Genomic DNA, 22,540 nt, shown 5'->3' with positions numbered 1-22,540 from the left:
TCCTCCTACTGTTGTTGTGCCGTGAATATGTTTAATTCAGCAAATTTCTTTTATAGGATATCCGGAACTTTGATCATACCGTCTTCGTGATCTTCAGCAGTTGCAAGCATCTTTTCACGGTCCAAGATATCTTTTGGCTGGTCTTCACGCAATACGTTGATCATAGGAACTGGATGTGTCATTGGCTCAACACCTGCCACGTCAACTTCTTTTAAGTTGCTGACACTTTCAATTAAATCTGCAATTTTCGCAGAGAATGTTTCTTTGTCTTCTTCGGAAACGCCAATACGGACGAAATCAGCGAAATACTTGACGTCATCTTTCGAAAATGTTGTCATACATCGTTCCTCCTCATTTTACCATCGGTTAAATCAATTATGCCTCCGCGTATTTGCATGCAAACTGAATTCAAGCAAGCTCAAATTCAGTCTGTAACATCCGCCGGAGGCTAAACTGTTTTCAGTTCATCATACCATTTTATCAGTTCATTGGAAAGTTTGTCATGTCAAAAACTGTCGTATTAATAGCCATAGACGTGAACAAAAGGTTCTTTGCTGTTCCCCTCATTGACAATCAATACTTCCGGACCATTAACTGACGTAACGCTGATTTCAACAGGTATGTTTTTAAAGTGCGTTTTCACCAATGAAGTGAGATATTGCGAAAAAGCAATCAGCTCACTCTTGCCGAAAAATTGAATCGGTATTTCAATATGCAGGGAATTCAACTTCTGATCTTTATAGAATGCAGTCCCCACCGCATTGACGAAGCTCTCGAAATAGTCATCGATATCCTGTTTGAAATTCTTGAACGTCGTATTCAAATCCCGGTAGTTGCCTGTCGGTGAAGAGGCCGGAAGTAATACATAAGTTTCGTCCACTTCTTTCCAACCTGTGAATTCATTTTTTCCTTTTTGTGCAATCGCTGTGGCAAAGTATGTACCTGGTACGATATCACTCCGGCTCTTTTGCTTGAACAGACCGACAGCAATCGGTATCTCTGCAAGTTCCGGTTTTGCACGCAGACGCTGCAAAATAATATCTGCCATTTGCTTGCCTTTCTCCTCGATTGTCTTATCGTCAATGGAACGTTCATTACCTTCACGCGGATAATACATCGAGTTCATTGCGAGACCGATCGTTATTCCCGCAAGTTTTACTTTCTTTTCATCCGTCATCTGCAAATAGTTTTGCTCGACGATATGTGCAAGATAAATCGGCGCTTTTTCTGCGATCTGCTCAGGGCTCATATCGTCTTTAATTGCAGGATTCAGTCCAGCCTCGTAGTTTGATTTCCTTGACAGCCATTCCTTTGCAGTATCCCGGTCAATGTACTGACCTTCTTGGAAATAATAGTCGGATGGATCAAAATACTGCGTAGAAATCCGCAACAGTCCTTCTTCTGTTTCCTGTATATCGTATTTCGTGTTCAAGTTACTGACGACGAGTCCCCTGCTCGCGCTCTTTTTGAAAGGCACAGGGGTGCGATAATATTCATCTTTGACTTTCGCTTCAGGAATCAGCACCATCTCCTGATCACTCTCTTCTGTTTCCTGGACTGCTTTTTCCTGATCATCACCAGGCTTTGGCAGGCATCCCGTCAGCAATACAGCCGACAGAACACTTGGCACAAGCCACTTAGTCTTTCTTTTCATTCGTATCCACTCCAAGGGCGTCAAGCATTGCTTGTTCATCCCAAATTTCAATCTCTAACTCCTGTGCTTTCGTTAACTTGGAGCCTGCGTCTTCTCCTGCAATGACAAGATCCGTTTTCTTGCTGACACTGCCGCTCACTGTACCGCCTAGCGCTTCAATCTGCTCTTTGGCATCCGTGCGGGTAAGGCCAGTTAATTTACCGGTTAATACAACCGTTTTACCTGCAAATGGGCCTGTTGTCGGCAATTCTTCACGCGTGACACCTTTATATATAGTATTGACGCCGTACGAGCGCAATTTGTTCATTACTTCCTGTACTTCTTCTGTATTAAAATACGTTACTACGGCATCCGCGACGATATCGCCAATCTCAAAAACATTGACAAGCTGCTCTTCTGTCAGTTGTTCGAGCGCATCAAGCGTGCGGAATTCCTCTGCTAAAATCCGTGCCACTTTTTCTCCGACATGACGGATTCCGAGACCAAATAATAATTTTTCCAATGAATTCCCTTTGGACTGTTCAATAGCAGAGACAATATTCTTCGCAGACTTTTCTCCTATTCGCTCAAGGGTGAGTAACGATTCCTCCGTCAGTGTATAGAGATCGGAGACATCCTGAACGAGATTTGCGGTATACAACTGTTCTACTAACTTCTCACCGATTCCTTCGATATTCATTGCTTTTCTTGATACGAAGTGAATCAGCGCCTCTTTCATTTGGGCCGGGCATTTCGGATTCATACAGCGCAGGGCAACTTCCCCTTCAATTCGCACCAATTCAGAACTGCATACCGGACATTCTGAAGGCATATGAAACGGCTCTTCTTCGCCTGTTCGTTCATCTTTGATTGCCATGACAATTTCCGGTATGATATCGCCTGCTTTACGCAGTACGACAAGATCACCGATACGAATATCTTTCTCCCGTATTAAATCTTCATTGTGCAAGGAAGCTCGTCCCACTGTTGTACCCGCAACTCGCACAGGTTCCAGAATAGCTGTAGGTGTTACAACTCCCGTGCGGCCGACGCTCAGTTCGATATCAATTAATTTTGTACGGACCTCTTCTGCAGGGAACTTGTAAGCAATTGCCCAGCGAGGACTTTTTGCCGTATAGCCGAGCTGTTCCTGTGATTCAAAATTATCGACTTTAATGACAATCCCGTCGATCTCGTAATCCAGGTTCTGACGACTTTCTGTCCAGTACGCTATGTACTCGAGTACTTCTTCAATCGTCTTACAGCGCTTGCGTTCATGATTTGTCGTCAGACCCAGCGTATCTAAATGATCCAGCGCCTGTGAATGACTGTCCAAATTATACACTTCTGCATCTCCGCCGACAGCGTAAATGAACGTTGCCAAGTTTCTGCTTGCTGCAATTTGCGGATCCAGCTGGCGCAAGGATCCTGCTGCGGCATTCCGAGGATTCGCAAATGGAGCTTCCCCCGCTTCGTCCCGGTCTTCATTCAGATTGGCAAATGAACGCTTGGGCATATAAGCTTCTCCACGTACTTCAATCGTCAGCGGTTCCTTCAGCTTCAGCGGCACCGTTCGGATTGTTCTCAGGTTCGCGGTGATATCCTCACCGACTGCACCGTCACCCCGAGTAGAACCTTGAACAAGCCGCCCTTCTTCGTATTGAAGCGAAACCGCGAGACCATCAATTTTTAATTCACAGACATAAATAGCACTGCCTGCGGCTTCACGTACCCGACGGTCAAAATCACGCAGATCCTCTTCATTGAAAGCATTCGCTAAACTGAGCATCGGATGACGATGAACGACTTTACTGAATACTTCAAGCGGTTTTCCGCCAACTCGCTGGGTCGGGGAATCTGGATAAATCAAATCCGGATGCTCCGCTTCAATTGCGAGCAATTCTTGCATTTTCTTATCATATTCTGAATCAGGTACAATCGGAGCATCCAAGTCATAATAGGCATGTCCGTACTCATGAAGGATTTTATTCAGCTCAGCAACCCGTTTTTCCAGTTCCAGTACATCATCCATCGTTAGTCCACACTCCTCAGAAACACATTATACTTTTTCGATTGGTGCAAATTTAGCAAGCAGCCGCTTGATGCCGACAGGGTTAGGAAATGCGATATCAAGTTCCAGATCATCTGCCGCACCTTTTACACTTACTACCGTGCCCGTTCCCCACTTCTTATGAGTCGCTTTATCGCCGGGCTTCCATTGTAATTTTTCTCCGCCGCTTTCGTTATAAACCGGACGTTTGACAGCAGCACGCGGAACATTTGGTTTTTGTGTTGCCTGGCTGAACGGTATACTCATGCCGTTCCCGTCAGCGAGCATCTCAGTCAATTCCTCTGAAATTTCATTGAGGAAACGGGAAGGCGAGTTAAAGTTCGAACGTCCAAACAGCATTCGGTAGCCGGCACAAGTTAGATACAGACGCTGTTCTGCACGTGTAATTGCCACATAAGCAAGCCTGCGCTCTTCTTCCATTTCTTCTGGATCATCAAGTGCACGGATATGCGGGAAGATGTTTTCTTCCAGCCCGATCACGAAGACGACAGGAAATTCCAGTCCTTTTGCGGCATGCATCGTCATTAGGACGATTTTTTCCGTCGAAGAGTTCTCTTCCTTATCCAGCGTATCGATATCTGCAACTAGAGCCAGATCAGTCAAGAATGCAACGAGAGAAAGCTCACTTTCTTCTTCCTTTGCGCGTTTTTCGAAGGCTTCTGTAACGGACAGGAATTCTTCAATATTCTCAAGACGGCTTTCCGCTTCTATCGTTTTCTCTTTTTCCAGCATGCTGCGGTAACCTGATTTATCAATTACTTCCTTTACCAATTCAGTGATTGACAGAAATTCTTGCATTTGCGAGAAACCGTCGATCATTTCGCGGAATTTATTTGCTTCATTGGCCGCTCTCGCAGGCAGTCCCATAAAATCCACTTCCTGAAGTGAATCAAAGATGGAACGGTCATTTTCCAGCGCAAACACTGCCATCCGTTCAAATGATGTGGCACCTATGCTTCGTTTCGGTTCATTGATGACACGGGCAAATGCCAGATCATCGTCATTGTTAGCAATCAGGCGCAGGTAAGCCAGCAGGTCTTTAATTTCTTTGCGGTCATAGAACTTTGTACCGCCGACTATTGTATAGTCCAGATTGGATTTCAATAAATATTCCTCAATCACACGTGACTGCGCATTGGTGCGGTAAAGTATGGCAAATTGATCAAGCGTCAGGCCCTGCTGTTCTTTCAGCTCAATAATCTGCTGAACGACAAATTGTGATTCATCTTTTTCATCACGTGCTTTATAGATGGATATCAATTCGCCTTCCGCATTATCTGTACGCAGCTTTTTGTCATAACGGCTCTTATTATTGTTGATTACTTCATTGGCAGCCTGCAGAATTCTTTTAGTTGACCGGTAATTCTGTTCCAATAAAATAACCTTTGCTTCTTTATAGTCTTTTTCAAAAGACAGGATATTGCCGATATCGGCACCGCGCCAGCGATAAATGGATTGATCGGAATCTCCGACTACACAGATATTGCGGAACTTTGAAGCAAGCATCTTCACAAGACGATACTGCGCATTGTTAGTATCTTGATACTCGTCGACGTGAATATACTGAAATTTATTTTGATAAAATTCTAATACATCGGGAACGCGCTCAAACAACACTAATGTCATCATAATCAGATCATCGAAGTCCATCGACTGATTTTGACGGAGCTTTTTTGTATAGCGCTCATAAATGTCCGCGACTGTCCGTTCATACGGATTTTGAGGATTACAGTTTTTCCTAAATTCATCTGCATCGATGCATTCGTTTTTGGCATTGCTGATCGCTCCGAGCATTGCACGCGGATCATACTGCTTTGGATCAAGATTCAATTCTTTCAACACACGCTTGACCGCTGTCAGCTGATCGGCACTGTCTAAAATCGTAAAGTTCTTTGACAACCCGATACGGTCGACGTTTCTTCGAAGTATCCGTACACACATCGAGTGGAACGTAGAAACCCACATGCGTTCGCCAGATCCCGCACCAAGCAGACCGTCAATTCGGTCCCGCATTTCGCGTGCCGCTTTATTGGTAAAAGTAATTGCGAGAATATTTGAAGGATACACTTGTTTTTCTACTACGAGGTAGGCAATACGGTGTGTTAATACACGCGTCTTTCCAGAGCCGGCTCCCGCCATGATCAACAGCGGGCCTTCCGTTGCCTTAACAGCTCTCGCCTGCTCAGGATTCATGCCTTTCAGTAAGTCTTCTGATAGTTTATTCATGTCAGTACCGCCTTTTAGAAACATTTGTTCTGATTATATATGATTCACACAGATAAAGGAACAGATTTTACTGCTTTTACTGTGGAAAGAGCGCTTTTTAGATCATCGTAAACTACGTTTCCTACAACAACTGTATCTGCAATTGCCGCCATTTCTTTGGCCTGCTCTTTTGTATGGATACCTCCGCCATAAAATAAACGCGTATTTTCAAGCAGTTCTTTAGCAGCGCGTACGATTGCTGGATCTCCATATTGTCCACTGTATTCCAAATAAAAAATAGGCAGCGAAAATAGATGTTCTGCCATGCGGGCATAAGCTTGTACATCCTCTTCGTCCGGCACTTTCTTTACACCAGTTAATTCAGCAGCTTTGCAATCCGGATTCACTATGCAGTAACCTTCGGTGATAATTTCATCAAAATTCATCATGTGCCCGTATTCCCGAAGCGCTTCATGATGTAATCCATTTAGCCATTTTGAATCTGTTGTATTCAAAACGGTCGGAATGAAATAGTAATCGAAGCCTGGTGTTACGGATTCTACAGTGGATACTTCTAATGCAAGAGGCACGGAGAAACGGCGGAAACGTGCCAGGAGGTCTAATACACTTTCAATTGTGACACCGTCTGAGCCTCCAATTATGACGCCGTCTGTTCCAGATTCCGCAATTGCTTCCAGATCTTTATCTGATATTTCTTTTGCCGGATCAATCTTAAAGGCGTGACGCCATGTTTTATAATCCATGTTTGTTCTCCTTTCGGTAATCTGTATAGGTTTAGTTATTTATTCTTAACAAAATTATTCCAAATAATCTATTTTACAAAGGGCTCTTAGCCAAAACATGTACTTTGTCAGGATACTAAGGCAAGCAGCTTGGGATTTGCGCTTCAGACGGTACGCTTTCCGGAGTCGACCGCCTCCTGCTTCAATCCTAATTAGTACGCTCAAAGCACGTGGTTTCACATTAACCTATCTTTACAGCTGGCGTGTTATAAAAGTGTACGTGAAGTCAAGAACAGATTATGGCTAAGACCTTTAAAAAGAGTTAGGAATTGTGCTGTGGTTCAGCGTCGCGTTGGCACTGTGGGGTTATCTTGCGTTATGAGCCAGCCCTCCAGTGCCTGTCGAGTCTTAGCGGCCGTCTCCGCTTTAGATATCTACCAAAAAAACCGGTGGGTTGTGGCCCGGCCGGTTGGGTTATTATTTTTTTGGCTGGTTCTGATCGAGTTCGGGGTAGAGGCGTTCGAGCATGAGGTTGTAGCCTCCGGATCCGTAGTCTACGCAACGGCGAATGCGGGAGATGGTGGCTGTACTTGCGCCGGTGTCTTGCTGGATGCTGTCGTAGGTTTTTTTCTTCCGCAGCATATGTGCAACATCTAATCGCTGTGCGAGTGACTGGACTTCGCTCATTGTACAAACATCATCGAAAAATTGGTAGCACTCTTCTAAGTCTTTCAACTGTAGGATGGCGTTGAATAATTGATCTGTCTGCTCACTTCTGATTTTATCGATTTGCATGTCCTCACCCTCTCAATGTCGATCCTATGGAGTAAAAGTGACAGTAGACGCGGGTCCTGACATAGTCGGTACGATATGAATCCAAGTCTTACCTGCCGTTAATTTCACAGGAAGGCCCTGTTCTAACGGCGTTAGAAACCCGTCCATATTTTCCCACTCTATCGGTTTAGCAATTCCATCATGAAACAACATTGCCTTGCCGCCCGAATGAATATCAATTGCCTGTCTTCCTTCTCGATCCACTATTTTATGATTCATTTCCATCACAATTATGTTCGCTAATTCTACGCGCCGTTCATTTAATTTATCGACTGTGTCGATACCATTGACAGAACGGTAATAACGATTCGTCTGCTCATCATACTGATACGTACTGGCAAAATTCTGATTGTTGCCGTACGTGACCATAATGGATGAAGCGATATCACCTATTTTATCACGTTCAGCGAGATTTAGGAAAGAAAAGACCGGCATTTTAGAGATCTTTTCAGATGCGTTCGTGATTTCAAACGCCTGCTCAATACTATCTTTTGAAATATATGAGTTGTGAGGTGCTTTGCGGTCAGATGAACGTTTAAATAAAGTTCCGTCATACTGCATGCCGTTGACTTGATCGACAACCCGGTTATCCAGAAGTTTCTTGGCATCCGGGCTGTAGCCATGGGCAATATAGAAAGCATCCATTCCTTCCGCCATCTTCACAAAGTAATCACGTGCACTGCGAATTGGACCCACCTGTTCAGGTATCTGGCTGTGGAACAGTGCCAACAAGCGTGTCACTTCCCCTTCTGCTAAAAATTCGTAGATCAGATCTGCATCTGCAATGCCAGATTGTGGACGAGCCAGTGGATGATTATTAATGGTTGCCAGAACGGGACGATTCTCCAGCTTTTCTAGCAACAGCTCACCCGTATAGGGAGCAGGATACGTGGACGAGATCAGTTCTTCCGGCTGTTCTTCCGGTTTTTCTGAAACAGTATTTTTTGAAGAACATCCACCTATAAGTAAAAGGCTTAATAAAGCGGTTAGTAACAGCATTCGTCCATTCCATTTCAATTTGAGTTCCTACCTTTCTGTATTAGGAATTAAGCGCTCATTTTTCAGCACCTGTACTAAACCAACAGGTGTAATTCGAACACGCGGCAAATGAATGGACTCCAGGAACAATAGCGTATAAATCGCGTCTCCTTGATGGTATCCACGTTCTTTCAGCACTTGCTTTAATGCCAGTTCTTGCTCAGCAACAACTTCCAGTGGCTGCTCAGACATACCGCCAGATACAGCTAATGGCAGTGTGACGATGATTTCACCATTTTCAGCAATTGCCATCCCGCCACCTATTTTTTTCAGTTCGTTGAAAGCTCTTTTTATTTCTTCCCAATCCTGTCCAATCAACAAAATGTCTCCAGTATTTGAATAGGAAGAAGCAAAGCCCTGCAATGAATTCGCAAAACCTTTCAGCATCGTATTAACACGCCACTTGCCATTGCGATCAATCAGCAGCAGGAAACATTCATTGCAATCAGTAATTACTCTGTCAGTGAGATCCAAATCCGTCTCATATACTTTCGTAATGACGTCATTGACCATTTCAATTCCTTTATTTGATTTGAAGGAAAAGTCTTGGTCTGTTACTTCAAAAGGAAGTGTAAAGTCCGGAAGTCTCTTCCAATCAACAGCCTGAAATTTCTTCATAGCTTGACCTTCTTTTAAGAGCCACTGTCCTTTTGACAATACATCCATCGGCACAGGATTCCATTCATCCTCTAAAAAATTTAATGTAGCGAAACGGCCTGTCCCAATTACACTATGCAAGTCGGTGATGTCATAGTACCTCGCGACATTATAAGAAGCCATTTGATATGCATCGATTGGCGCCACTCCGGCATCGAGTGCAATTTGAATACATTTGTCCATTACACCATCCTCATAAAAAGAGGGGGTAGAACCATCCGTTGTCATCATTAAATGATCAAATACATTCAAGTCCCTCTCTATGATTCCTTCTAGTAGATTGGACAGATCTGGTCTAATAGATGATTCACGCAAGGTAACGGCGTATCCTTGCTGCAGGCGTCTTTCCACTTCATCGACTGTCATCGATTCATGATCCCCATCCACTCCGAGAAGTTTCATTCGGGCCAGTGTTCGTTCTGAAGCGCCCGGGAAATGACCTTCAATCTTTTTCCCCTGACGTTTTGCTTCAATTAAAGACTGCATCATTTGCTGATCGCCTTGCAGCAGTCTGGGCCAGCTTGTCAGTTCGCCCGTCAGCAATACATCTGACCGTTTCAGCCAGGCGGCAATATCTTCGGGATTGAACAGCTGTTGCTCGTTCTGTAACACCGTCTGCGAATCCACACGGGCCCACCAATAAAACGAGAAAGGCAGTTCATTTAATTGATCAATGACAGTAAATGCTATTTGTCTATCCAATAATGAAAAGAGCATCAGGTTATCAGATAAGATCGTTGTCGTGCCGCGTTTTCCCGCATAATCTGCAAAACTTTCGGGATTATAAAGCTGAAACGGATGAACATGAGGCTCGATATAGCCGGGGACAATTTTCTTGCCCGAAGCATCGACCCGCTCAGTTCCTTCAAATTGAGCAGGCAACCTCTCTCCGACATACACGATCCGATCACCTTGAATCCAGATATTGCCCTTCATCCATTTTTTAAAAATAGAGTGTAAGTACGTTGCATTTTCGATCAAAATATCCGGCGCTTTCTGTCCGTTAATAATCGCGAGCTGCTCCTGCAACTCCTGTGCATTCCACATTACTGCCACCGCCCCTATTAGATAAATAGTAGTCTACTATTACATTGTCCAATTAATAATCACTGTATATTAAGATAGCAACCTGGCAGTAAATAGGCAAGCTACATTTATGTTTTCCACAGAGGTGTTTTGAATATCCACAATTTGCACACAAGTTATACACATTACTAACAGTTTATTCACACTTTACCCACTATTAATTCACAGTATCTAGTATAACCTTGTGGATATCTATATTTAACCTACTGTTTACACAGGGTGATTTTTACTTGCTATTGCATAATAAAATCCCCCCGCATCAAAATGGATGCAGAGGGATGGATGTTTTAATTATTCAAATGTTCTCCAGCCAATATCGTGCCGGTGGAAAAAACCATTCCATTCTTTTGTGGAAAGACCTTCATAAACCTTTTCTTGTGCTTCTTTCAGATCGCTTGCCTTCGCCGCCACCAGCAGAACACGTCCACCGTTACCGACAAATTTGCCATTTTCTAATTTCGTTCCTGCATGGAATACATCAAGCCCAGACGCTGTTATAGAATCAAGATTCGGAAGCTCTCTTCCATTAATGACATCAACCGGATATCCGTCAGATGCAAGTACAACACCAAGCATCGCTTCTTCATCCCACTGCAGATCAAAAGATTGTCCCGCCATCAATGCTTCCATAAATAGACCGAAATCAGATACCATACGCGGCAGGACGACCTGTGTTTCCGGGTCCCCAAAACGCGCATTAAATTCGATAACTTTAGGACCTTGTTCAGTTAAGATCAAACCCGCGTAAAGAATACCTGTAAAGGCAATCCCTTCTTCCGCCATTGCATTAACGGTCGGCACAACTACGCGGTCATATGCTTCCTGCACCACTTCATTCGAAATTTGAGGGACTGGAGAATAAGCGCCCATTCCACCTGTGTTCGGTCCACGGTCTCCGTCATAAGCACGCTTGTGATCCTGTGCGATGACCATCGGATAAATCTGACCGTCATGTACGAAAGACATATAGGAAAATTCTTCGCCATCCAGGAATTCTTCCACGACGACGCGTGAAGAAGATTCGCCAAACTTTTGATTGCCGATCATATCATCCACTGCATCCAAAGCTTCCTGAAGCTCCATCGCAACAATTACGCCTTTACCAGCCGCAAGCCCGTCTGCTTTGACGACAATCGGTGCGCCTTGTTCGCGAATAAAATTCTTTGCTGCATCTGCATCCGTAAACGTGCCGTAAGCTGCTGTCGGAATATCATATTTATCCATAATTTCCTTGGCAAATGATTTACTGCCTTCAATACGAGCCGCCGCTTTAGTAGGACCGAAAATCGTCAGCCCTCTGTCGTGGAAGAAGTCTGCAATCCCTTCTGCCAACGGCTGTTCAGGACCGACAAACGTCAATGTTACCTGCTTCTCTATTGCAAAATCCGCCAGTGCTTCAAAATTTGTTGCAGAGATTGGGACACATATCGCATCGTCTTTCATGCCGTCGTTCCCAGGTGCTACAAATACTTCCGTTACAGAAGGCGCTTGGCTGAACTGTTTGGCAATCGCATGCTCGCGTCCGCCGCCACCTATTACGAGAATTTTCATTTCCCTATTCCCCCTGCCTGCTTAATGTTTAAAATGACGTACTCCTGTAAACACCATCGTGATGCCATATTCATTGGCTTTTTTAATGGAATCTGCATCTTTCACAGATCCTCCTGGCTGTATAATCGCTGTGATTCCAGCTTTAGCTGCCGCTTCTACTGTATCATCCATTGGGAAGAATGCATCTGAAGCAAGCGCGGCTCCTTTAGCGCGTTCTCCAGCCTGTGTTAAGGCGATCTTTGCAGCTCCAACACGGTTCATCTGTCCTGCGCCAACACCGATCGTCATCTGCTCATCTGTAATAACAATTGCATTGGATTTCACGTGCTTCACAACGGACCAGCCAAGTTTCATTGCATTCCATTCAGCTTCTGTCGGCTCACGGTCAGTCGCCACTGTAATCTCCGCGTCTTCAAAACCGTAGGCATCCGGCTGCTGCATAAGCAATCCGCCCTCAACAGATACCGTGTTCCACTGATCTTTTTTCTGCTGTTCAAATGAAATCGTCAACAGACGAATATTCTTCTTCTTCGTCAATGTCTCCAGTGCTTCTTCTGTAAATGAAGGCGCAATGACGATCTCCAGGAAGATATCTGCAAGCTGTACTGCAGTTTCCTGATCCACTTCTTTATTTAGTGCAATAATTCCACCGAAAATTGATGTGGAATCTGCTTCATATGCTTTCTTGAATGCTTCTGCAATCGTACTGCCTGTCCCTACACCGCAAGGATTCATATGCTTGACCGCAACTGCAGCAGGCTGTTCGAATTCTTTTACGATCTGAATTGCTGCATTGGCATCCTGGATGTTGTTGTAGGAAAGTTCCTTGCCGTGAAGCTGTTCTGCATAGGCAATCGAGAAATCGGATCCAAGTGGACGGCTGTAGAACGCTGCCTGCTGATGCGGATTTTCTCCATAGCGCAATGGCTGCTTCAATTCGTATGTATACGTCACTTGCTCAGGGAACTGCTCACCTGCAAGTTCAGTCAGATAACCAGAAATCAATGCATCATAAGCCGCTGTATGACGGAACACTTTCGCTGCCAGGCGTCGGCGTGTTTCAAGTGTGGTCTTGCCGTCAGCTTTCAATTCATTCAAAACGGCTTCGTAATCAGCTGCATCCACAATAACAGTTACATATGCGTGGTTCTTTGCAGATGCGCGCAGCATTGCCGGACCGCCAATATCAATGTTTTCAATGGCATCTTCTGTTGATACGTCGGGTTTAGAGATCGTTTCTTTGAACGGATAAAGGTTCACGCAGACTACGTCAATCGGCTGGATGCCGTGCTCTTTCATTTGTGCCTGATGTCCCGGATCATCCTGCTTGGCAAGCAATCCACCATGGATCATTGGATTTAATGTTTTTACGCGGCCTTCCATGATTTCAGGAAAACCTGTTACTTCATCTACAGCTGTTACCGCTACACCGTTGTCTTTTAGGTGTTTCATAGTGCCACCTGTAGACAATAGTTCATATCCAAGCTGTTCCAGTTCCTTCGCAAATTCCAAGATTCCGCTTTTATCCGATACGCTAAGAAGTGCGCGCTTTTTCAAAGTAATTCCTCCAATTTATAGAAAAGACCTGTCATCACAACAGGCCGATCATTTTTCAAATAGATGTTTCAATGTTTCTGCATATAGCTCATGTTCTGCTTCATGGATGGCTGCCGCAGTCTTATCGTGATCTTGATCCACGACGTTTACAGCACACTGCGCCAAAATAGGACCGGTATCCATGCCTTCATCCACAATATGTACCGTTACCCCTGTTACCTTGACGCCAGCCGTCACTGCCTGCCCAATTGCATCTTTTCCGGGAAATGAAGGCAGCAGAGACGGATGGATATTAATGATTTTTTCAGGATACGCGCCGAGCAGCACAGGACCAATCAGACGCATATAGCCTGCCAGTATCAGCCAGTCCGCCTGAACTTCCTGCAGTTTATTCAATACCGTCAGCTCGTACGAGTCTTTCGAATTAAAATCACGCGGACGGAAAGCCGCCACAGGAATATTCGCCTGTTTTGCCCGCTGAACGACAAATGCATCTGGCTTATCAGTGACTAGCAAAACTACTTCAGCAGGAATCTCTCCGACATTACAAGCCTTTTCCAGTGCAGCAAAATTACTGCCGCTTCCTGATGCAAAGACGGCAATCTTCACTTTATTGGTCATGATGTAAGGGTGCCGTCATGCTCGCCATTGAACGCGACGCCTTCTTTAGTAGTGACGCGGCCGATTACATACGCTTTCTCACCATGAACTTCAGCAATATTAATCGCTTTTTCTGCTTCTGCTTTAGGCAAGGCTACTACAAAACCAACGCCCATATTGAAGACACTGTAGAGGTCACGGTCTGTCAATTCGCCTTTTTCCTTCAACATTTGGAATACAGGAAGCACTGGCCATGCGCCTAAATCCACTTCGACTCCAAATCCTTCTGAAAACATACGCGGAAGATTTTCAAAGAATCCTCCACCTGTGATATGACCCATCGCATGTACGTCGAGCTGCTGATGCATCTCAAGTACAGGCTTTGCATAAATCTTCGTCGGCGTCAGCAAGGCATCTGAAACCGTACCAAGCTCTTCATAGCCTTCAATCGTACTGTCGATTTTCGCGCCAAGTTGTTCAAATACGATATGACGGACCAAAGAATAGCCATTGGAATGAATTCCGCTGGATGCGATTCCTACAAGTACATCACCTTCCTGCACACGCTCGCCCGTCACTAATTGACTTTTTTCGCACGCACCGACTGCGAAACCTGCTAAATCATACTCATCTTCTTCATAGAGTCCCGGCATTTCTGCTGTCTCTCCGCCAATCAAAGCAGCTCCCGACTGTACACAGCCGTCTGCCACTCCTTTAACGATAGCTTCCACTTTCTCAGGAACAGCTTTTCCAAGCGCAACATAATCCAGGAAGTAAAGAGGTTCTGCTCCCTGCGCTACGATATCATTTACACACATCGCGACACAGTCGATTCCGATCGTATCGTGGCGATCAGCCATAAATGCTAATTTCAGCTTCGTACCGACACCATCTGTCCCGGAAATCAATACCGGCTCTTTATATTCGAGCGCAGACAGATCAAACATACCGCCAAAACCGCCAAATGCTCCGGCTACACCTTTACGTGAAGTACGGGCCACGTGAGACTTCATTCGTTCAACCGACTCATAACCTGCTTCAATATTTACTCCTGCTTTTTCATACGCCTTCGACATGGAAAGGCCTCCTATCGTACGATTTCTTTTTCATGCGGCATTGCCGTATCCGAATAAATCTCCGTTGGATACTCCCCTGTAAAACAAGCTAGGCATTGTCCGCAGTTTTTCATTTCTGGCGACCGGCCATTCGCTTCAAGCATTCCGTCAACGGACAGGAAGTGCAGTGAATCTGCACCGATCTCTTCACACATTTCATCAAGATTTCGTCCTGTTGCAATTAATTCGGAATCGGAACTGATGTCGACTCCATAATAACAGGGTGCAATCAATGGAGGGGATGCAATCACTACGTGGATCTCTTTTGCGCCTGCTTCTCTGAGCATAGCGACAATCCGCTTAGATGTTGTACCACGGACGATGGAATCATCTACCATGACCACACGTTTGCCGTGAACTACCTGATGAACAGGCGACAGTTTCATCTTCACGCCTTTTTCCCGCAACGCCTGGGAGGGCTGAATGAAAGTTCTCCCTACATAGCGATTCTTGATGAGTCCAAGCTCATACGGTATGCCGCTTTGCTCGGAGAATCCGATGGCAGCGGAAATACTTGAATCGGGAACCCCTGTGACGACATCTGCGCTAATTTGCACTTCACGCGCCAGTTGTTTACCGCAGCGTTTGCGTGCCGCGTGAATATTGATCCCGTCGATATCTGAATCGGGACGGGAGAAATACACATACTCCATTGAACACATAGCAGGTTCAGCTGGCTGGGCAAAACGTTCAGACGTCAGGCCTTTATTATTGATAATAACTAATTCACCTGGTTCTACCGAGCGGACATGTTCCGCTCCGATAATATCGAACGCACATGTCTCAGATGCGACAACCCACGCATCCCCAATTTTCCCTAATGACAGTGGACGCAAACCGTTTGGATCCTGCGCAACCATCAAGCCTTCATCCGTCATGAGAACGAATGCGAAAGCCCCTTTTAAGATGCTCAAAGCTTTTTTCACTTTATCACGCTGATTCAGCGAGCCGCTGCTGCGCTTGATCAGATGTGCAAGTACTTCTGTATCGGAAGTTGTCTGAAAAATACTCCCCTGACGTTCCAAATGTTCTTTTAGGTCAGTCGCATTAATTAAGTTACCGTTGTGCGCAATGGCAAGACTTCCCGTTGTCGAACGGAATACGAGCGGCTGTACATTTTCAATACCGCGGCCCTGTTCTGTCGTATAACGGACTTGTCCAATCGCACCATAGCCATGTAATGTTGCCAGGTTTTCATTTGAGAACACTTCATTGACCAGACCTTCGCCTTTAACAGCATGGAGACCGTCATCGCGCTTGACGCAGATGCCGGCTCCTTCCTGTCCTCGGTGCTGAAGAGCATGCAGTGCGTAATAGCTGATTTGCGCTGCATCTTCATGCCCCCAAATACCAAATACGCCGCACTCTTCGTTTAACCCTCTGAGTTCAGCAAGCATGGAATTGCCCCTTTCCAAGCAGCGTGGAATTCTTCTACCGTCCCTTCCAGTAAAACCGTTCCTTCTGCATCTTTGATGACAAGTTGCTCGCCATCTGTCACAGTTCCGATTTTCACAGCATCTTCCACGTTCTGTTCAAATGCCGCCACTTGCTCAGGTTTTACAGTGACCAGGAATCGTGACTGTGATTCACTGAATAAAGCTGTTACTGCAGAACCTTCAACAGTTACGTCCACTCCAAGTCCGTCTGCTGCAAATGCTTTTTCACAAAGCGCCACCGCAAATCCGCCTTCAGAAAGGTCCGCTGCAGATTGGATCAAGCCTTGCTGAATTGCTTCAAGCAATTGATTCTGACGCTTCACTTCTGTATCCAAATCAATAGCAGGTGATTTACCGAAAATCTTTCCTTCTACCATCTGCTGAAGTTCACTACCGCCAAATTCAGTTGCTGTTTGACCGATCACATAAATCGCATCGCCTGCCTGTTTTAAGCCGGGAGTTGTGACATGTTTCAAGTCATGGACAAGACCGACGAGACCGATTGTCGGTGTCGGGTAAATCGGAACGCCGTTTACTTCATTCGAAAGTGAAACGTTACCGCCAATCACAGGCGCGTTCAGCTTACGGCAAGCTTCTGAAATACCGTCTGCCGATTTCTCCAGCTGCCAGAAGACTTCCGGCTTATCCGGGCTTCCGAAGTTCAAGCAGTCTGTCAGTGCAATCGGTTCTGCTCCTGAACATACTAAGTTACGTGCAGCTTCAGCCACCGCAATTTTACCGCCTGTTTCAGGATCCAGATAGATGAAACGTGAATTACAGTCTGCTGTCATGGCGATTCCTTTATTCGTACCTCGCACGCGGATAATCCCTGCAGATGCTCCAGGAGCCAGCACTGTGCTTGTTCTTGCACCAGTATCGAATTGATTGTAGACCCACTCTTTTGAAGCAATCGTCGGACGCTGCAACAGGTCGAGTAATGTATCTTTCAAGTCCGCCACTTGCGGCTCTTCATTTTCCATCGCTTGATTCTCTGCAAATGAAGCTGGCTCTTTTGATTCTTTCTGATAGCTCGGCGCATCTTCAGCCAGTAAATCAGCCGAAACTTCTGCAACTATTTCCCCTTTATGAAGAAGGCGCAGCATTTTATCATCTGTTACGCGACCGATAGCTACAGCATTAATACCGTATTTAGTAAATAATTGTATGACTTCTTCTTCGCGGCCTTTCTTGACTACGATCAGCATACGCTCTTGTGACTCAGACAGCATCATTTCATAAGCTGTCATATTTTCTTCACGCTGTGGTACAAGATTTAAATTCATTTCTACACCATAGCCTGCTTTAGAAGCCATTTCAGCTGCGGAGGAAGTTAAACCTGCCGCACCCATATCCTGAATCCCGATGAGCGCATCCGATTTCACAAGCTCCAGACAAGCTTCCATTAACAGTTTCTCAATGAAAGGGTCTCCCGCCTGCATAACCGGCAGTTCATTTTCTTCTTCAATAGAAACCTCTGAAGATGACATGGTCGCCCCATGTATTCCGTCACGACCAGTTGTAGCGCCAGCATACAAGACAGTGTTGCCGACACCTGCCGCCAATCCTTTTTGAATATCTTCGTGATTAAGCAGTCCAACCGCCATCGCATTGACAAGCGGGCGCTTAGAGTAGCACTGATCAAACTGCACTTCACCTGCTACTGTAGGAATCCCCATCGCATTGCCGTAACTTGCAATTCCAGCTACAGCTTCTTCGAATAAGAACTTATCGCGGGGATCTGTTAAATCACCGAATCGTAGAGAGTTAACGAGCGCAACCGGACGTGCACCCATGGAGAATACGTCACGGATAATCCCGCCCGCACCTGTAGCTGCTCCAATGAACGGTTCAATAGCAGAAGGAGAGTTATGAGACTCCATCTTAAATACGGCCGCTTGATTGTCGCCGATATCTACAATTCCTGCTCCTTCACCCGGTCCCTGAAGCACACGAGCACCTTCCGTCGGGAATTTCCGAAGGACAGACTTAGAGCTTTTATATGAACAGTGTTCTGACCACATAGCCGAGAATAATCCAGTTTCCGTATAGTTAGGAGTGCGTCCAAGCATTTCTTCCGCACGTGTATACTCTCCCTCCGTCATGCCCATTTGAAGATACAAACGTTGTTCTTTCACTTGTTCCGCTGTAGGTTCGTGATTAATTGACATGCTTTTCACTCCAATTGTTCAAGATTGAATGGAATAAAGGTGCTCCATCTGTACCGCCGATCAATTCTTCTACTGCACGTTCAGGAAGTGGCATCATGCCTAGCACATTGCCTTTTTCATTTGTGATACCTGCAATTGCAGCTGTGCTGCCGTCCAGGTTTTCATCTGCATATGTGAAGATAATACGATTGCTATTTTTCAATTCTTCCACTGTTGCTTCATCCGCATAATAATTACCGAATTCACTGGCTACCGGTAGAGTAATTGTCTGGCCTTTTGCGTAATCTTTTGTAAATGCTGTATCCGTATTTTCTACTTGCAATTTTTCTTCAGCAGAACGGAACTTCAGGCTGTTATTGCGCAAAAATCCGCCTGGAAGAATGCCTGCTTCCACTAATATATGAAATCCGTTTCCTACACCGAGAACCAGTTTGCCGGAATCTGCAAACTTCTGAAGCTCTTGACATGCAGGAGAGCTTTTCGCTAACGCACCGGGACGTAAATAGTTACCGTAAGATGTACCTGTCGGCAAAAGCACCGCGTCGAATTGATCCAGCTTGTCCGCCTCTGTATGCCAGACGTATTCAACTTCCTGCTTCACTGTTTCCTCAACCGCATGGTACATATCCAGATCACATGTAAGGCCTGGGAATACTAGGACAGCGAATTTCATCGGCTGGCAACCTCCCCGACTTCAAAGCGATAGTCTTCAATAACTTTATTGATCAACAGGTTATCGCACATTTCTTTCACACGCGTTTCAATTGTTTGTTCAGAACCATCCATCTCCAGCTCGATCAGCTTTCCGACCCGTACACTCGTTACCTCTTCAAAGCCCATTTTCTGAAGTGCATCTGTCGTTGCGATGCCTTGTGGATCTACAACACTTTCACGTAATGTTACATAAATAGTTACTTTCGTCATTGTTGGTTCCTCCCAAAGTGGAAATAGTAGTGTAATGAAATTTATTCAGTCTTGCCAGATACCTGATTGTTCGATTTCAAGAAGTGTTTCTTCTATATGATCTGTCATGATCGTGACGTGGCCCATTTTGCGTTTTTCTTTTGCTTCGGCCTTACCGTACAAATGAATGGACCAGTCAGGATACTCAGTAATTGCTTTCTTAATTGGCTCTACATGCTCGCCGAGTAGGTTCACCATAATTGAAGGCGCCCATAACTTCGGTTTACGCAGCGGCCATCCGCAAACAGCACGGATATGCTGATGAAATTGCGAAACATTGCAGGCTTCGATTGAATAATGTCCGGAGTTATGCGGACGCGGAGCCAGTTCGTTAATGATGATCTTGCCGTCAGATAGTACAAACATCTCAACAGCCAATGTGCCGACAAGTTTTAGATGACTCGCAATCTTTTCTGCTTCACGCTCTGCCTGCTGTAATACCGTTTCTTCTGCACGGGCCGGTACAATCGATTCATGCAGAATATGATGCTTGTGAATATTTTCTGCGATAGGCAAGCAATATGATCGTCCTGCAGAATTCCGCTGTATGATGACGGAAATTTCTTTTTCAAACGGCACGAAGGCTTCCGCTATACAAGATGAATGAGCGAATAGCGGTTTCGCTTCTTCCAGCTGGTCTTTAGAATCTAACTTCACTTGACCTTTTCCGTCATATCCGCCAAAAGCTGTTTTGACAATACAAGGATATCCGATGTCCTCAATCTTCTCTGCCAGTTCTTCAAATGAATCAGCTGCAATGTAAGGCGCAACAGGTGCTCCGGCTGCTTGAATCTCCGCCTTTTCATTGATGCGGTTTTGTGTAATCCTTACCAACTCTGCCCCCTGAGGTACATAAGCTTGCTCTGTTAATCTTTTTAAACCTTCATAATCGATATTTTCAAACTCAAATGTAATGACATCACTGACTTCACGTAGCTCAGCCAACGCCTTTTCATCATCATATGGCGCGATAATCTCTACATCGGCAATTTGTCCGCATGGCGAGTTCTTCGTTGGATCTAATACAGCAATTCGGAAACCTGCTTCTTTTGCTGCAAGGCCCATCATGCGACCCAGCTGACCCCCACCTATAATTCCAATTGTCTGTCCAGGTAAAATCACTTTCACTCCAGCTCACCGCTGCTTTCCAAAGAGATTTGACGCATTTGATCACGGCGCTTCTGCAATCGGGCACGCAACCCTTCGTCTGTTACACTGATCATCTGCGCAGCCAAGAGTCCCGCGTTAGTCGCACCCGCTTTTCCAATCGATACTGTGGCTACAGGGACACCACCTGGCATTTGTACAATGGATAATAAGGAATCCATACCATTTAACGCTTTAGATTGTACGGGAACTCCGATTACAGGAACCAGCGTTTTTGCTGCTACCATTCCTGGCAGGTGAGCTGCACCGCCTGCTCCCGCAATAATGGCATATAAACCTTTTGCTTCTGCCTGTTCTGCATACTCAAACATAAAGTCAGGTGTACGGTGAGCTGAAACTACTTTCTTCTCATAGGGGACGTCAAGCTCGTCCAGGATCTCGCATGCATGTTTCATTGTTTCCCAGTCACTTTTACTTCCCATAATCACACCGATCTTCGGTTCCAAATCCAATCCGCTCCTTCATTACCGTACTATTCAAATTATTTTAAGAAAAAAAGGTCCTTGAAAACTCCACTTTTCACATGCACAAAAAGCAGAACTTTCAAGGACCCTTAACAAAACGTGATAATAGACTCTCTACCTCACGAAGCTATCCAAGAAAAATTGCTTTCCCACATAGTGTAGACATTTACGGTGTCTTGGTAGAAACGCTGCAGCCAATTCTGCGGCATATACGGGGAACTCATTTACTCTTATTATAGTAACAACTTACATTTCATTCGTCAACTAAAATACGAACATTACTCAATACCTCTTTTGTAATCATTCGTCTTTTAGACATACTCTGAAAGAAAAACACCTTTCATTCGATGAGTATTCTATATTCAGCTATTCTTTATCCCTTGAAACTGGGTTTGCTGTTTAACCGGAATATACTCTTCGCCTTCTTTTTTGAAGATTGGCTTCTCTCTTCTCGCAACTACTGTATAACCCAAACTCTGAATTCTCTCGAGACATTGTTCCAATGTTTCATCGTCTTCTCTATCAAACCACATTTTTTTGTCGCTCATTTAAATAACTTTCCTCTTTTCACACTTTTCACCCAGAAGCCGCCATGTATTGTTTTAGGTTCATACGAAATAATGAACGCTTTCGGGTCAAGCTCTGTTATCGTTTTATATAGCTGCAATTCATATCTTCGTGGCGTTAAAATCTCCATCGTAGAACGGCCGCCACTTAATCCATTAGCGGACCAGTCTGTAACGCCGTACCCCATACGCCGTAGTTCATGGGGCATTTTTTTATCAATATCAGCAGTAATCACATTCACAGTAATATACCCCAGAGCCAATCTTTCTTCAATCTTCGTACCAACTACTACACCTGAAGCATATCCTAGCGCGTACGCAATTAAGTTTTGAATTTGATCTAAGTTATCTAGCACGAGTCCAAGACCAATGACGTAAACAACTACTTCGACCATACTCACAGCCGCAGCAATATAACGGTATCCTTTCAACGTCAAGATCATTCTGACAGTAGAAAAAGAAACGTACACAATATTGATCAAGAAAATAATTAATACCATTACCATCTTGGTCTCTCCTTTCCCAGTAGGTTTTATCGTATCGCGCCCTACATGAAAACTCAAGGAAAGTCTTTTGATTCTCTAACTTTTCAGCACTTTCGTATTTATTTTAGTTTTCATAGAGTAACTGGTTGAAAAGTATAAAAATATGACGGTCGCTGTGTTAAAGAGCGCGGAGTGACAACT

20 protein-coding genes and 1 riboswitch are annotated in these 22,540 nt (G+C 44.9%); all 20 genes read right to left on the bottom strand.

The features are described from left to right. Positions 1-50: 50 nt before the first annotated feature. The 20 genes from gatC to Q1J64_RS10735 all read right to left on the bottom strand — a co-directional run bounded on the left by gatC (position 51) and on the right by Q1J64_RS10735 (position 22,360). The gene (gene gatC, locus Q1J64_RS10830) at positions 51-338 is read right to left on the bottom strand and encodes an Asp-tRNA(Asn)/Glu-tRNA(Gln) amidotransferase subunit GatC (RefSeq protein ID WP_301109080.1); all 288 of its coding nucleotides are present in this window, start codon (positions 336-338) and stop codon (positions 51-53) included. Positions 339-520: 182 nt separating this feature from the next. Next, positions 521-1,654, bottom strand: coding sequence for a CamS family sex pheromone protein (locus Q1J64_RS10825; RefSeq protein WP_301109079.1), 1,134 nt, complete (start codon positions 1,652-1,654; stop codon positions 521-523). Next, positions 1,638-3,665 carry an NAD-dependent DNA ligase LigA gene (ligA, locus tag Q1J64_RS10820; RefSeq protein WP_301109078.1) on the bottom strand — a complete coding sequence of 676 codons (2,028 nt, stop codon included), beginning with the start codon at positions 3,663-3,665 and terminating at the stop codon, positions 1,638-1,640. Before ligA ends, Q1J64_RS10825 begins: the two co-directional genes overlap by 17 nt. Before the next feature lie 27 nt (positions 3,666-3,692). Further along, positions 3,693-5,930 carry a DNA helicase PcrA gene (gene pcrA, locus Q1J64_RS10815; RefSeq protein ID WP_301109077.1) on the bottom strand — a complete coding sequence of 746 codons (2,238 nt, stop codon included), beginning with the start codon at positions 5,928-5,930 and terminating at the stop codon, positions 3,693-3,695. Positions 5,931-5,974: 44 nt separating this feature from the next. Then, positions 5,975-6,673 (bottom strand): heptaprenylglyceryl phosphate synthase, encoded by a 699-nt coding sequence (gene pcrB / locus Q1J64_RS10810; RefSeq protein WP_301109076.1) that lies wholly within the window; start codon positions 6,671-6,673, stop codon positions 5,975-5,977. 456 nt (positions 6,674-7,129) lie between these two features. After that, entirely contained in the window at positions 7,130-7,447 is a 318-nt protein-coding gene (locus Q1J64_RS10805) for a YerC/YecD family TrpR-related protein (protein WP_301109075.1), read from the bottom strand. Between the two features lie 24 nt (positions 7,448-7,471). Continuing rightward, complete coding sequence (locus Q1J64_RS10800) at positions 7,472-8,503, bottom strand: DUF3048 domain-containing protein (protein WP_301109074.1); 1,032 nt, start codon at positions 8,501-8,503, stop codon at positions 7,472-7,474. 9 nt (positions 8,504-8,512) lie between these two features. Then, on the bottom strand, positions 8,513-10,228 hold the full coding sequence (locus Q1J64_RS10795; protein WP_301109073.1) for an adenine deaminase C-terminal domain-containing protein: 1,716 nt from the start codon (positions 10,226-10,228) through the stop codon (positions 8,513-8,515). Between the two features lie 330 nt (positions 10,229-10,558). Continuing rightward, positions 10,559-11,818 carry a phosphoribosylamine--glycine ligase gene (gene purD, locus Q1J64_RS10790; RefSeq protein ID WP_301109072.1) on the bottom strand — a complete coding sequence of 420 codons (1,260 nt, stop codon included), beginning with the start codon at positions 11,816-11,818 and terminating at the stop codon, positions 10,559-10,561. Positions 11,819-11,839: 21 nt separating this feature from the next. Further along, complete coding sequence (gene purH, locus Q1J64_RS10785; protein WP_301109071.1) at positions 11,840-13,375, bottom strand: bifunctional phosphoribosylaminoimidazolecarboxamide formyltransferase/IMP cyclohydrolase; 1,536 nt, start codon at positions 13,373-13,375, stop codon at positions 11,840-11,842. 48 nt (positions 13,376-13,423) lie between these two features. After that, positions 13,424-13,996, bottom strand: a complete 573-nt coding sequence (gene purN / locus Q1J64_RS10780) for a phosphoribosylglycinamide formyltransferase (protein WP_301109070.1) — start codon at positions 13,994-13,996, stop codon at positions 13,424-13,426. Continuing rightward, complete coding sequence (purM, locus tag Q1J64_RS10775; protein WP_301109069.1) at positions 13,993-15,051, bottom strand: phosphoribosylformylglycinamidine cyclo-ligase; 1,059 nt, start codon at positions 15,049-15,051, stop codon at positions 13,993-13,995. Before purM ends, purN begins: the two co-directional genes overlap by 4 nt. Positions 15,052-15,062: 11 nt before the next feature. Next, positions 15,063-16,487 carry an amidophosphoribosyltransferase gene (gene purF / locus Q1J64_RS10770; protein ID WP_301109068.1) on the bottom strand — a complete coding sequence of 475 codons (1,425 nt, stop codon included), beginning with the start codon at positions 16,485-16,487 and terminating at the stop codon, positions 15,063-15,065. After that, positions 16,463-18,694 carry a phosphoribosylformylglycinamidine synthase subunit PurL gene (gene purL / locus Q1J64_RS10765; protein WP_301109067.1) on the bottom strand — a complete coding sequence of 744 codons (2,232 nt, stop codon included), beginning with the start codon at positions 18,692-18,694 and terminating at the stop codon, positions 16,463-16,465. The genes purF and purL overlap by 25 nt, the downstream gene beginning before the upstream one ends. Continuing rightward, positions 18,684-19,367, bottom strand: a complete 684-nt coding sequence (gene purQ / locus Q1J64_RS10760; RefSeq protein ID WP_301109066.1) for a phosphoribosylformylglycinamidine synthase subunit PurQ — start codon at positions 19,365-19,367, stop codon at positions 18,684-18,686. The genes purL and purQ overlap by 11 nt, the downstream gene beginning before the upstream one ends. Continuing rightward, positions 19,364-19,618, bottom strand: coding sequence for a phosphoribosylformylglycinamidine synthase subunit PurS (purS, locus tag Q1J64_RS10755; protein WP_301109065.1), 255 nt, complete (start codon positions 19,616-19,618; stop codon positions 19,364-19,366). The genes purQ and purS overlap by 4 nt, the downstream gene beginning before the upstream one ends. Before the next feature lie 45 nt (positions 19,619-19,663). After that, a complete protein-coding gene (gene purK / locus Q1J64_RS10750; RefSeq protein ID WP_301109064.1) occupies positions 19,664-20,785 on the bottom strand; it encodes a 5-(carboxyamino)imidazole ribonucleotide synthase in 1,122 nt (373 codons plus the stop codon). After that, a complete protein-coding gene (purE, locus tag Q1J64_RS10745) occupies positions 20,782-21,270 on the bottom strand; it encodes a 5-(carboxyamino)imidazole ribonucleotide mutase (protein WP_301109063.1) in 489 nt (162 codons plus the stop codon). Before purE ends, purK begins: the two co-directional genes overlap by 4 nt. A 152-nt stretch (positions 21,271-21,422) precedes the next feature. Beyond that, a riboswitch (purine riboswitch) is annotated at positions 21,423-21,523 on the bottom strand. A gap of 127 nt (positions 21,524-21,650) precedes the next feature. Continuing rightward, the gene (locus Q1J64_RS10740) at positions 21,651-21,836 is read right to left on the bottom strand and encodes an NETI motif-containing protein (RefSeq protein WP_301109062.1); all 186 of its coding nucleotides are present in this window, start codon (positions 21,834-21,836) and stop codon (positions 21,651-21,653) included. Further along, complete coding sequence (locus Q1J64_RS10735; RefSeq protein WP_301109061.1) at positions 21,833-22,360, bottom strand: DUF2179 domain-containing protein; 528 nt, start codon at positions 22,358-22,360, stop codon at positions 21,833-21,835. The genes Q1J64_RS10740 and Q1J64_RS10735 overlap by 4 nt, the downstream gene beginning before the upstream one ends. Between the last annotated feature and the right edge of the window lie 180 nt (positions 22,361-22,540).

Source organism: Sporosarcina sp. (assembly GCF_029257255.1).
In the GTDB taxonomy this organism is placed as follows: domain Bacteria; phylum Bacillota; class Bacilli; order Bacillales_A; family Planococcaceae; genus Sporosarcina.
The sequence above is the reverse complement of the archived record's forward strand: the minus strand, read 5'-3'. Positions and strand labels throughout refer to the sequence as shown.

What these genes read in the sequence shown, in the direction of transcription:
- ligA (WP_301109078.1), bottom strand. Translation starts at nt 3,665, where the DNA reads ATGGATGATGTACTGGAACTGGAAAAACGGGTTGCTGAGCTGAATAAA.
- Q1J64_RS10795 (WP_301109073.1), bottom strand. Translation starts at nt 10,228, where the DNA reads ATGTGGAATGCACAGGAGTTGCAGGAGCAGCTCGCGATTATTAACGGA.
- Q1J64_RS10825 (WP_301109079.1), bottom strand. Translation starts at nt 1,654, where the DNA reads ATGAAAAGAAAGACTAAGTGGCTTGTGCCAAGTGTTCTGTCGGCTGTA.
- purL (WP_301109067.1), bottom strand. Translation starts at nt 18,694, where the DNA reads ATGTCAATTAATCACGAACCTACAGCGGAACAAGTGAAAGAACAACGT.
- purN (WP_301109070.1), bottom strand. Translation starts at nt 13,996, where the DNA reads ATGACCAATAAAGTGAAGATTGCCGTCTTTGCATCAGGAAGCGGCAGT.
- gatC (WP_301109080.1), bottom strand. Translation starts at nt 338, where the DNA reads ATGACAACATTTTCGAAAGATGACGTCAAGTATTTCGCTGATTTCGTC.
- purF (WP_301109068.1), bottom strand. Translation starts at nt 16,487, where the DNA reads ATGCTTGCTGAACTCAGAGGGTTAAACGAAGAGTGCGGCGTATTTGGT.
- purD (WP_301109072.1), bottom strand. Translation starts at nt 11,818, where the DNA reads ATGAAAATTCTCGTAATAGGTGGCGGCGGACGCGAGCATGCGATTGCC.
- Q1J64_RS10735 (WP_301109061.1), bottom strand. Translation starts at nt 22,360, where the DNA reads ATGGTAATGGTATTAATTATTTTCTTGATCAATATTGTGTACGTTTCT.
- Q1J64_RS10805 (WP_301109075.1), bottom strand. Translation starts at nt 7,447, where the DNA reads ATGCAAATCGATAAAATCAGAAGTGAGCAGACAGATCAATTATTCAAC.
- purM (WP_301109069.1), bottom strand. Translation starts at nt 15,051, where the DNA reads ATGTCGAAGGCGTATGAAAAAGCAGGAGTAAATATTGAAGCAGGTTAT.
- pcrA (WP_301109077.1), bottom strand. Translation starts at nt 5,930, where the DNA reads ATGAATAAACTATCAGAAGACTTACTGAAAGGCATGAATCCTGAGCAG.
- pcrB (WP_301109076.1), bottom strand. Translation starts at nt 6,673, where the DNA reads ATGGATTATAAAACATGGCGTCACGCCTTTAAGATTGATCCGGCAAAA.
- Q1J64_RS10740 (WP_301109062.1), bottom strand. Translation starts at nt 21,836, where the DNA reads ATGAGCGACAAAAAAATGTGGTTTGATAGAGAAGACGATGAAACATTG.
- purS (WP_301109065.1), bottom strand. Translation starts at nt 19,618, where the DNA reads ATGACGAAAGTAACTATTTATGTAACATTACGTGAAAGTGTTGTAGAT.
- purQ (WP_301109066.1), bottom strand. Translation starts at nt 19,367, where the DNA reads ATGAAATTCGCTGTCCTAGTATTCCCAGGCCTTACATGTGATCTGGAT.